Below are 11,495 nucleotides of genomic sequence, written 5' to 3' on the forward strand. Positions count from 1 at the left end.
TTTTATTTAAAATCCAATGAATAAAATTTTGCTACTAAATACTCTTTATATTCTTTTAGGAAATCAGCTAATGATTTTTCATTTGCACTTTGACCATTGTCAAGAGTATATGTTATTGTGCTATTAGGGTTGTAAAATAAATCTTCAATGTCGCCATCGCGATAAGTCAATCATGTATTTTTTTGAATATTTTGATATACAGGATCTTGTGATCTTACGGTATATAAATATTCATCATATTTTTTGGCAAATTCTTTTTTGTCCACTTTGTCAAAATGTTCAGTTTCTTTCATTAATTTAACTTTTTTATCCATACGGTCCATTCAAATAATTTCTTTTTCAACTTTTGATAGCGAATCATTATTTTCGGGTTGGCTATAACCTAACATGTTTTGTTGCATTTCTTGTTGTTTTTCGATTGTTTCAAGTGATTCTATAAAAAAATCAATTTTAAAAATCTCATTTAAATATTCTTTATATTTTTTAATTAATGAAATTTCGCTGCTATTAATTTTTGTATTATAGTAATTTAAATAATTTGTTAAAACACGAGGAGCAAGTGGATTTGATTGAGAAATTTTTTCTACATCAATTTTTATTTTGTCGGGATAATTACTAATTAAATTGGCTTTTTGCGAACGTAATGATTCTAATTCTAAAAATAAATCATTTTTGTTGTGTTTATATTGTGGAGAATTAAATCCATAAATATATAAAATAAATAAACTAATATTGAACGCACAAATTGCAAAAAATGCTAATAATGTAATTGCAATAAAAGCAACATAAGTATTATTATTTGCTTTGATTGTTTTGGAAATCATTATTGAGGACACAATAATCATCGCAATTCAAGTTGCGTTTATTATTAAAATGTTGAAAAAGGCGTTGCTTTTTGGCGATAAACCTTGCACATATTTAATAACCAATTCTTCTTTTAAAATTTGTTTAGTTTTTGTAATACTGCGTTTAAAATTTATTATTAATTTAATTGTCATATATAGCGCAGCAATGAATATAAGTGCTAATAAGAGCAATCAAATTGAATACGTTGTTGGTTTAGTCGTTGATGACGAACTTTGAAAATTTATTGGCATTTTTCTTCCTTTTCTAATTAATTATTTGTTTTAGTTTGATTATCGTTGTCGTTATTTTCGTTAGATTTTATTTCGCTATTGAAATTATTTTGATTTGATTTGGCATCAAAATTTTTTTCTTCAAAAATAGCGGTTATTTTTTCGATTAACTCTTCTTTACTAAATTCATTTGCACCGTAGATATTTAGTTTTTGTGCCATTAAAACTAATTGTTCTTTGTCTAAAATTTCCAGTTTTTCGCGGTATACGCTTTTTTGCGGCATACCGTCGCCTGACATCATTGCAGTGGCTACAGTAGCATCAGCTGTAGTGGTAGTTTGTGAAGATGAATTAGAATTTGAATTGTTTGAATTATTTTGTTGCGAAAAAAAGTTTTCAAATGCTGCAAATGTGGAATCACTACTCATATTTTTTTGCATCAATCTAATTTTTAAAATTCTAAATGTTTTAATAGCTCCATTTGCCATTGTTCAAAATGTAAAAAATGTAATAATAAATAAAATTGTTGAAACCATATTTAAAATACGATTAATTTCCCATGGATATATCTTTAGATAACTGGAACCTGAGAATATTGCATTTATAATCAAAATTACAGCAATTAATAAATAAATTTGAGCTAAGAAAAATGAATAACTCGAAAAATCATTAGTCTTTTTAATTTTGATAAGTGATAGCACATGTCAAATAAATATACCAAATATGACACTAACAAACACTGTGCTAATGCTTAGGTTTCGATTTCATGCCTCACTAGCACGAGCAGGAACATTATCGGTATATGATTTGCTAATTATTTCTGCATAATGCGTTAAATAATTTTCTTTAGCATAAATATATTGGACTATCGATGTAATTTGTAACAATAAAATAAGTCCGAAAAATACCGAAAATAAAATAAATCACATTCAGTATCTTTTACCGTGTTCTTTATATAATTCGCTTGTTGAATTATAATTATCAAAATCAATTTTATTCATATTCACTCCTAATAATTAATGTATTAATTATATTTTAAAATATTTTTTCTTGTTCAATTTCGTTTTGCATGACCAATGGCATTTTTGCTTCAAAATGTCGAACAATTCCATTAGCATCTACAAAATCAAGTTCACCAGCGTGAAGTCTTTGATTGAATTCATCAATTGTTTTATTATAAACTGGATCTCCATAAATTGGGTGGCCAATATATGCCAAATGTACTCTAATTTGATGTGTTCTTCCGGTTTTAAGGTTGCATTTTATTAATGTTTTATCTTTTCCGTTAATTTTTAGATATTTGATTACTTTAAGCATTGTATAAGATGACTTTGAATTTAATTCTGTTACGGTAAATTTTTGGCGATTTTTATTGTCTCTTCCAATAGGTAAATCAATATGAACTTCCTTGTTTGCGATTATTCCATCCACTATTGCATAATAAGTTCGTTTAATTTCATGATTTTTAAGTAAAGTTGCAAAATAATTATGGGTTTTATTATTTTTTGCGATAAGTAAAAGCCCGCTTGTATCTTTATCAATGCGGTGAACTATTCCCAATCTTAAAAGACCGTTAACATCGCTTAAATTATTTTTAAAATGATACATAAGTGCATTAACCAAAGTTGAATCATGATGTCCAGGAGCGGGATGAACTACTAGTCCAGATGGTTTGTTAACAACTAAAAAATCATCACATTCATAAACGATGTCTAGAGGTATATTTTGCTCTTTTACATTAATTTGTTTGTCGATTTGTCTAATGATTTCAATTTCATCATCAATTTTCAAAATATATTTATTTTTATTGATTTTACTTCCGTTTACATAAATCGATCCTTCTTGGATTAGTTTTTGAATATCATTACGACTAATTTCGGAATTATTAGCAATATATTTATCAATTCTTTCGCTATATTCAACTTTAATTTTCAACATACGAATATTTTAACATATTAAGACATATATAATATTTATGCTATGCATGAATTAATTATTAAAAAATCTAAATTTTTAAGCTTTTGCTTTAATGTTCATTCCAAAGAGGAAGTGAAAATTTTACTTAATAAGCTAATAAGCGAACACAAAAAAGCTAATCATATAGTTTATGCATTTATTATTGAGGAAAATAAAATCAAAATTTCCGGATATAGTGACGATAATGAGCCCAAAGGTGTAGCCGGAATTCCGATATACAAGTTATTAGAAAATAAAAATCTAACAAACAAAGCGGTTTTTGTTGTTAGATATTTTGGCGGAATTAAATTGGGCAAATCCACGCTTTTACGCACCTATTTAATGGCGGCTAAGCAATGTTTGGGTGACTAGCACTTTCGTTAGTTGGTTGACTATCAATTTTCTTTTGTTTAGCGTTATAAACAGTGATTGTTGTAAATTGTATAAAGTAGACAGTTAATGAAATAAATTGTCATGCAAGCGCCGGTGTAACTTCGATTCATGCATCTTTTATTGAAACACTAGGATCATGATTTATTGGTTTTAAAATAAAATATGCAATTCATAATAAATTATTAATCATAAATAGAAATGGCATTCATTGTGAAACACCTTTGAAGTCCTTATTTTTTAAATTAATAATCAATTGTGGTAAAAATGCTAATGTGGTTAGTGATGGGGCAATAGCAGCTATTATTCCACGATGCGCTTCAGGTAAAATCGGAATAATATAATCATGTTTGTTTTTTGGCATTCCTGCCTTTATAAACTGATTCATGTTTAGCGAAAATAAAATTAATAAAACTAAACAAACAAATGAAATGATAGTAATGCCAATAATAACTTGCATCATTTGCTTTTTGGTTTTTTGATCTAAAAAATAATATAAATAATACATCGTTGCAGAATATATTAGTGTACACACTATGTTCGCAACAAATACTTGTCAATAACTTGGACCTGCAAACATTCCGTAAATTACTCAAAAAACAATTCCGATATAAAATATTCAAAATGAAGCAAAATTAACTTTTCCGGTTTTTTTAGTTTTTAATTGTTGAATTAGTTGAGGAATACCTAATCCTATTGTAGCAAGCGCCCCTAATATTCCTAACGTTTCGATTGCAATATTCATAACCTTATTATTATATAAAAACGTTTAAAAATAAGTATAAAAAAACACCGAAAGGTGTTAGTCATTTCTGAAATGGTGGCTCCGGCAGGAATCGAACCAGCGACACACGGAGCTTCAGTCCGTTGCTCTACCAACTGAGCTACAGAGCCATAATGGCGGTCCAGACGAGAATTGAACTCGCGATCTCTTCCGTGACAGGGAAGCGTATTAAACCACTTTACCACTGGACCGTGGTTGCGGAGATTGGATTTGAACCAATGACCTTTGGGTTATGAGCCCAACGAGCTGCCGCCTGCTCTACTCCGCTATATAAATGGCGGGCAATGAGGGATTTGAACCCCCGCGGGCCGTGAAGCCCCTGGCAGTTTTCAAGACTGCTCCCTTCAGCCTCTTGGGTAATTGCCCAATGGTGGACCCAACAGGACTCGAACCTGTAACCGACCGGTTATGAGCCGGTTGCTCTAACCATTGAGCTATGGGTCCGTGCGCTCTGTTAGGTTTACATATGGTAGCACCGAAGAGAGTCGAACTCTTGACCTTCCGGGTATGAACCGGACGCTCTAACCAACTGAGCTACAGTGCCATAATGGTGGAGAGGAAGGGACTCGAACCCTCTACCTCCTGCGTGCAAGGCAGGCGCTCTGGCCAGGTGAGCTACCCCCCCATAAATGGTGAAGAAGACAGGATTCGAACCTGCGACCGCTTGAGCCCAAGTCAAGTGCTCTACCAAGCTGAGCTACTTCTCCACGCGCATTAGATTGTTTGCCTTATTATTATATATAAATTTTAATTTAAATTGCCAAAAAAAATATTTTTTGTTTTGTGAAAAAATTGATGATTTTTTTCGCTCAAAAATGTGCAAAAATGCCAGTATTAATTTTAAAAATCTTCGGCATTTCAGGTAAATTCATAATCTTTAATTTTAATAGTATCGCCGTTTTTGATTTCACTATTTTTAATTAGTTCAAAAACTCCAAGTGATTTCAATTTGTTATTAAATCTTCAAAGGTTATCAATTGAAAGCAAAGGAATACGATCATAAACTTCGAATACGTCATCACCAATTATTTCATATGTTTCATTATTTAATTTAATAATATTAATTGGTTTTTTATTTAATGAAATGACAACGATATTATCTTTGTCTTCAGTAAAATTTATATTTTGTTGTAATTTAATTTTTTCAAGTAACGAACGTTTAATTTCGTCAATATTTTCATTAGTTAATGCAGAATGTGAAATTAAAGGTATTAGTGGAAATTTTTTAGTAAATAATTTTAAATGTTCTTCGAAGTCATCAAGGTCGCTTTTATTAGCGATTACTACTTGTGGTAAATTTTCTAAATTAAGATTATATTTTTTTAGTTCGTCATTAATTATTTGAAAATCCGAAATTGGATTTTTTTCGGGCGACCCAAAATCAATAACGTGTGCAATAACTTTACAACGTTCAATGTGTTTCAGAAATCTAATTCCTAACCCTTTGCCTTCATGTGCTTTTTCAATTAGTCCTGGCAAGTCAGCCGCAACAAATGTTTCATCAAAATATTTTACTAGTCCGAGTTGAGGAACAAGTGTTGTAAAATCATAATCAGCAATTTTAGGTTTAGCATTTGAAATCTGAGAAATAATTGTGCTTTTTCCTGCGCTAGGTTTGCCAACAAATCCAACATCTGCCAAAACTTTCAAAACTAAATGAAGTTCTAATTTTTGCCCTTGTGAGCCATTTTCACATATTCTAGGCGCAGTATTACGACTTGATTTAAATCGTAAATTTCCCTTGCCACCAATGCCACCTTTGGCAATTAAGTATTTTTCATTGCTTATAATATCAGCAATTAATTTATCACCTAAATAAACCATTGTTCCCATTGGTACTTTTACTATTAAATCTTTACCAGCTGCACCATATGCATTTTTAGGTTTGCCGTTTTCTCCAGATTCAGCTTGTAATTTATTTTGGTAGTAAAATGGCAAAAGCGTATTTTGACCAGTATCACCAACAAAATAAATGTTTCCACCGTCGCCGCCGTCGCCACCGTCTGGGCCGCCTTTATCAACATTTGCTTCACGGCGAAAACTGATAATGCCGTTTCCACCGTTGCCCGCCTGCACAATTATATTAACTTCATCAATAAATTTCATGTTACTATTTTACCAAATAGTATATATAAAAAATAGATATAACATAACTAATTAAAGTTAATTATATCTATTGATTATTTAACAAATTATTTAATTCTTTCAAATAAAATTTCATTTGCAATAATTGGCTTATTATCAAATTTACTGAAATCGAGCATTTTCTCGTAACTATTTTCTGTTTGAGCTAAAAATTTTAAAACTTTTTTGCTTTTATTTGGCATTACAACACTCAACATAAAATTAATTGCATATATCCCGTTAAGCAAGGTATTTAAAATGACGTTTAAACGCAATAAATTATCTTTCAATTTTCAGGGTTCGGTTCGATCAATATATTCATTTAATTTTTTGCCAAGTTCTATTGCTTTTTTAAGAGCTTTGTCAGCGTGAAATTCGTCAAATTCGGCTTGATATGATTTATATGTTTGTGAAATTAATGCAAAAATTTCTTTGTCAATTATTTCTAACATTCCGGGAAAATATTTTGTTCCATTAACAAATGAATTATTTATCATTTTGGCGCTACGGTTAACTAGATTACCAAAATTATTTGCCAAATCAGCATTTAAAACATTTATAAGTAATTCTTCACTAAACGAAAAATCATTATCAATATTTACTTGTGAACTAAAAAAATACTTTATTTCTTCGGCGCCATATTTTTGGACTAGTGGAATTGGATCTATTACGTTGCCTTTTGATTTTGACATTTTTCCTTCAGGGGTTATGATTCATGAATGAATAACTTCTTTGGTTGGCAAATTAATATCTAGGGATTTTAAAAATATCGGTCAATAAATAGCATGAAATCTCGAAATTTCTTTGGCTAATAAATGCACACGTTCATCACCATTTTCTCAATATTTTTTGTAATTAGAATTATCATCTGATAAGTATCCTAAAAAAGTAATATAGTTAAATAAAGCGTCTAATCAAACATATATAACATGTTGTTTTTTATCATTTTTTTGATTAATTTTTATTCCCCAATCAAAAGATACACGTGTAACTGATAAATCGTCTAGCCCCTTATTAATAAAGTTATTATTTAATTCTTTTAAAATAACTTTATTTGCTAAAAAATCAGGATTTTCTAAAAAGAATTTTTTAATTCAAGGTGTAAATTTTGACATTGCAAAAAAATAACTTTCCTCTTTTACTTCTTGCAATTCATGGCCAGATTGAGGGTGATAGTATTTGCCCTCTTTATGCATTGCTTGGGTTTTCGTTAAAAACTCTTCATCGCTAATAGAATATAAACCTTCATATTCACCACGATAAATATAGCCTTTTTCAAGCATTTTATCAAAAATTAATGCAATGATTTTTTCATGATTTTTATCGGTTGTTCGATTAAATGAATCATATTTTATATCCAATAAATTTCATAAATTTTCAAACTTTTTCGCTTGTGCATTCACATATGTTTGTGGATCAATATTATTTTCTTCAGCTTTTTTTTGAATTTTTTGACCGTGTTCATCAATTCCTGTACAGAAAAACGCATCATATCCTTGTTGTGATTTGTAATTTTTATACACTCAAGCTAAAGTAGTTGTTAACAAATGTCCGATATGTAAATTTCCACTAGGATAGTATATTGGTGTTGTAATATAAAATGTTTTTTTAGCCATATTATTCTCCTCTTGCTTCCTTTTTTGGAATATATAATGCTTTTATTTCGTCACGATAGCTATGATCATTAGAATCTTCATTATGTAAATATAAATTTGCTAAAAAGTGCGTACCTCATCCGGAATTATATCTAGCTTCAACTAAACAAAATTTAGGCAAACTATTAATTCTAGTATAAACAATTTGAATTCGTTTTGGTTCAAATTTATACTTTCTTAGTAAACAAAGTAAATCCACATATCTAGCAATTGGTAAAACTATTGTTAAATAACCTTTTTGTTCAATAATTTTTGACGAGCCTTCAATCAATTGCTCGAGATTTAAATTAATTTCATGTGTTGCTAATTTTTGCTCTATGGTGCAATTGATGCGAGTTTGATTATAGTTTTCATTATAATAAGGCGGATTTGCCACTATTGATGAATATTTTTTAGCTAATTTGTTACCGCATTTATAGGCATATTCATTTACTCATTTTTTAAAATCAGCATTAATGATATTTATTTGATTTTCCATGGAATTTAGCTTAACATTTTGCTTAGCTAATTGACATGCTTTTTTTTGTATTTCAATTGCATCAATAGTGATTTTTTTGCTTCGCGCAGCAATAAATATTGATAAGGCGCCATTATTTGTTCCAATTTCCAAAATATTTGAAACATTACGATTCAACGATACGAAATTGCCAAGTAAGATTGTATCAACGGAATAATTAAACATTTCCTTATCTTGATAAACAAATAAATTCCCGCTGTAACCAAGATTGTTTTTAATAACACCTTTTTTCATATTCATTTAATTATAAATGAATTAATCAATTAATTATGTATTAATAAAAATTGCAAGCATATAATTTTAAAAATTAATATAAGTTTTTTAATCTAAATAAAAATAGAAAAAAATGAAGTCATATTTTTACAATATGATCATCCATATTTTTTACAGATTTTAAAAATAATTAAGCAATTGTATTTTTTAAAAATTCAAGCAATTTAGAAATATTATATGTTTCAACTGAGGTAAAAATTACCTTATTATTTTTATCTAAAATAAATATTCTAGGAACAAAACGGAAATTTTGGTGCAATACTTTTCAGTCGTCATCATAACTATATAGGTTAGGCCGAAATATATTTTTATCTACATGTTCTTTTAAGCCATTAGCATTAAGTATATTATAATAATTACCTTGTCCATAACCAGTAGAATCTATTAAATCTATAAAGTTAGCATTTTTAAAAGGATTTTGTGTAAACTCTTTTGATCTTTGCAAACAATGTCCGCAATATATTTTTCCATACAATAATATAGTAGGTTTATCATTGTCTTTTGGAATTATTTCACTAAATTTTTTAGCATCGCCGTTATAATCATAAACTTTAAAATTCGTTACATCAGTACCATATAATTTTTTATTGATATCAATTTGTTTAATATCTGTACCACTTTCATCGTAATATCCATGATATTCAAATTCTTTATCTTTTTCACGTTCTTCAAATGTTTTTTTTGTGAAGTTTCGATTTGATTCTCACTCTTTTTCTGGTTCTTGTGGCTTTTCTGGTTGAGGATTTGGATTGGGTTCTGGAGTTTGAATTTCCGGTGCGTTTTCACCATTTTTATTTTTCAATTCTACATTGAATGTGTTTTTAATTAATAAATTAAATTTATTGAAAAATTCTTCTTTTTTAAATGCTTCTGAAGCATTTACTAATCTGCCAAATTCATCTAAAATTACTAGTTTTGGCGTAGTTGAAAAATTCAATTTCTTTTGTCAAATAAAATCACTAGCATCTAAAAATGAATTTGATAATTCATATTTATTTTTTGTAAATACATCTTTTACGTTTGAAACTGATTCATCTAATTCATTAGGATTAATTGAAGTTAAAATTTTTACATAATTAAAATTTGATAAATCGAGATTTTCTAATTCGGTAAAAGTTTCTAAACATGAACCACAAGTTGTTGAGCCAAACATTAAAATTGTTTTTTTAGATGGATCGATTTTTTCAAATAGTTTACTTTCTTTTTTATCTAGATCAAATAGTTTGTATTGCAAAATATTTGTTCCGAAACGGTCTTGTATAAATTTTTCATTGATATCATGTTTGCTTTGACTGTTTATATGACTGTAAGCATTTTGGCTATTATAATCACTATATGATTTGTCTTTATCAATGGTCGAAATTTTAAAACTAAATAAAGCTATTTTTTGATTTGTTTTTTCTTTTAATTCAATTGTGTATATTTTTTCATTTTCGATATTAACAGCATTAAAAACGTTTTTCAAAACAAATTCTGAATTTACATTATTAATTTCCTTGCTTGCAATTGCATTTTTGTCTTCACCATATAAAGTAGCCATAAATTGTTTGTTTTCTTTAAGACCTAAAATATTAAATTTAACTTCATTATAACTGCTAAAAACATTTTTTAATGATTGAATTGTGATATCTTCATTAGTTACTTTAGGCTTTACAACTGGTTTGCCGTCTTTTAATCATTGAGTGATTCCGCCATACATTCAATAAACATATTTAAAACCATTTTCATGCATTAATTTGGCAGCTTCTGACGATCTATTTTGAGTACGACAATATACTAGATATGTTTTATTTTTGTCTAATTTTAAAATTTCGTCTTTAAAATTTGATTTTTTAAAATCAATATTAATCATTCCTTCTATATATTGCTCGTTAATTTCACCTTGAGTTCTAACATCTAATAATTGAAAGTTAGGATTATTTTTATTTTTATTAATAATATCTTCTGCAATATTGGTATTAACTTCTTTTAAAAATTCTTCGTTTTTATCGTTTTCTTTTTCATTTTTTTTATTGTCATTAGTGATATTGCATTTAGTTGCAATTGGTAAAATAGCAACTGGCATAGCAACAAAACTTGCTAAAAGTATTTTGATATTTTTTTTCATATTTTTCCGCCTTTATTTTAAATGGTTCATCTATTTTATACTATTTTATTTTTTTATAAACAAAATTATCAATTTAATGAAATTAATTATTGATTATTAATTAAAAATGAATAATTTTTGCGATTTTATTTTATAAAAATAAACAAAATATTTGAAAATTTAATTAATATAAAAACAATTAAACAATGATGTTGTTTAATTGTTGTATTTCATTAACGGTATATAAAGTAATTATTTTAAATTGAATGCTTTAGCGACTACTTTTTCTAGTGTTCCCATTGGTAAACCACCATTTTTTAAAAGTATGTCAAAAAATTCTTTAATATAACCATGTTCAGCATTTTCTAGTATAGTTCCATCAATTTTCTTTGATTTATTGTTTATTTTTTAAAAAAAATGAGAAATAAAAAATCAGGTATAAGGCCTAATTAATTTCGTTCCCTGAAAACTGAATATCGCAATTTTAGATAAATCTCTATAGAATCCACTATTAAACCGTTCAATTTATTAGTACTGGTCAGCTGAATGCATTGCTGCACTTACACCTCCAGCCTATCAACCTCATAGTCTATAAGGAATTTAAAGGGAATACTCATCTTTGAGGGGGCTTCCC

The 11,495-nt window shown here is 28.2% G+C and carries 9 protein-coding genes, 8 tRNA genes and 1 rRNA gene; 1 reads left to right on the forward strand and 17 read right to left on the reverse strand.

Going from position 1 to position 11,495, the window contains the following annotated elements; genetic code table 4:
* Window positions 1-2: 2 nt before the first annotated feature.
* Genes FJM08_RS08120 through FJM08_RS02565 form a run of 3 tightly spaced genes read right to left on the reverse strand, consistent with a single transcriptional unit; the run spans window position 3 to window position 3,014 of the window.
* Entirely contained in the window at window positions 3-1,097 is a 1,095-nt protein-coding gene (locus tag FJM08_RS08120; RefSeq protein ID WP_140031648.1) for an ABC transporter permease, read from the reverse strand.
* A gap of 17 nt (window positions 1,098-1,114) precedes the next feature.
* Window positions 1,115-2,077: a hypothetical protein gene (locus tag FJM08_RS08125; protein ID WP_140031649.1), complete on the reverse strand. Its 963-nt coding sequence runs from the start codon at window positions 2,075-2,077 to the stop codon at window positions 1,115-1,117.
* 34 nt (window positions 2,078-2,111) lie between these two features.
* Window positions 2,112-3,014: an RluA family pseudouridine synthase gene (locus FJM08_RS02565; protein ID WP_140031650.1), complete on the reverse strand. Its 903-nt coding sequence runs from the start codon at window positions 3,012-3,014 to the stop codon at window positions 2,112-2,114.
* Window positions 3,015-3,056: 42 nt separating this feature from the next.
* Here FJM08_RS02565 and FJM08_RS02570 point away from each other — a divergent pair, with 42 nt between their 5' ends.
* Entirely contained in the window at window positions 3,057-3,404 is a 348-nt protein-coding gene (locus FJM08_RS02570; protein WP_140031651.1) for a YigZ family protein, read from the forward strand.
* On the opposite strand, the gene FJM08_RS08130 is transcribed toward FJM08_RS02570, so the two are convergent.
* The 14 genes from FJM08_RS08130 to FJM08_RS02640 form a co-directional block, all read right to left on the reverse strand.
* A complete protein-coding gene (locus tag FJM08_RS08130; protein WP_140031652.1) occupies window positions 3,382-4,167 on the reverse strand; it encodes a PQ-loop domain-containing transporter in 786 nt (261 codons plus the stop codon). The two genes, FJM08_RS02570 and FJM08_RS08130, sit on opposite strands and share 23 nt — an antisense overlap.
* 73 nt (window positions 4,168-4,240) lie before the next feature.
* Window positions 4,241-4,316: transfer RNA gene (locus FJM08_RS02580), tRNA-Phe, on the reverse strand.
* Between the two features lie 4 nt (window positions 4,317-4,320).
* A tRNA-Asp gene (locus FJM08_RS02585) sits at window positions 4,321-4,397 on the reverse strand.
* Window position 4,398: 1 nt separating this feature from the next.
* Window positions 4,399-4,474, reverse strand: a tRNA-Met gene (locus FJM08_RS02590).
* Window positions 4,475-4,481: 7 nt separating this feature from the next.
* Window positions 4,482-4,572: transfer RNA gene (locus FJM08_RS02595), tRNA-Ser, on the reverse strand.
* Window positions 4,573-4,574: 2 nt separating this feature from the next.
* Window positions 4,575-4,650 (reverse strand) — tRNA-Ile (locus FJM08_RS02600).
* Window positions 4,651-4,673: 23 nt separating this feature from the next.
* Window positions 4,674-4,750, reverse strand: a tRNA-Met gene (locus tag FJM08_RS02605).
* A gap of 4 nt (window positions 4,751-4,754) precedes the next feature.
* A tRNA-Ala gene (locus FJM08_RS02610) sits at window positions 4,755-4,831 on the reverse strand.
* Between the two features lie 5 nt (window positions 4,832-4,836).
* Window positions 4,837-4,913: transfer RNA gene (locus tag FJM08_RS02615), tRNA-Pro, on the reverse strand.
* Between the two features lie 133 nt (window positions 4,914-5,046).
* A complete protein-coding gene (obgE, locus tag FJM08_RS02620; RefSeq protein ID WP_140031653.1) occupies window positions 5,047-6,312 on the reverse strand; it encodes a GTPase ObgE in 1,266 nt (421 codons plus the stop codon).
* An 86-nt stretch (window positions 6,313-6,398) separates the two neighbouring features.
* Window positions 6,399-7,946 (reverse strand): methionine--tRNA ligase, encoded by a 1,548-nt coding sequence (gene metG / locus FJM08_RS08135; protein ID WP_140031654.1) that lies wholly within the window; start codon window positions 7,944-7,946, stop codon window positions 6,399-6,401.
* A 1-nt stretch (window position 7,947) separates the two neighbouring features.
* Complete coding sequence (locus FJM08_RS08140; RefSeq protein ID WP_140031655.1) at window positions 7,948-8,736, reverse strand: tRNA1(Val) (adenine(37)-N6)-methyltransferase; 789 nt, start codon at window positions 8,734-8,736, stop codon at window positions 7,948-7,950.
* Window positions 8,737-8,905: 169 nt separating this feature from the next.
* Window positions 8,906-10,882: a rhodanese-like domain-containing protein gene (locus tag FJM08_RS08145; protein ID WP_211331341.1), complete on the reverse strand. Its 1,977-nt coding sequence runs from the start codon at window positions 10,880-10,882 to the stop codon at window positions 8,906-8,908.
* 486 nt (window positions 10,883-11,368) lie between these two features.
* Window positions 11,369-11,495: ribosomal RNA gene (locus FJM08_RS02640) — 23S ribosomal RNA — on the reverse strand; the annotation flags it as partial.

This window comes from Metamycoplasma equirhinis (genome assembly GCF_006385185.1).
In the GTDB taxonomy this organism is placed as follows: domain Bacteria; phylum Bacillota_I; class Bacilli_A; order Mycoplasmatales; family Metamycoplasmataceae; genus Metamycoplasma; species Metamycoplasma equirhinis.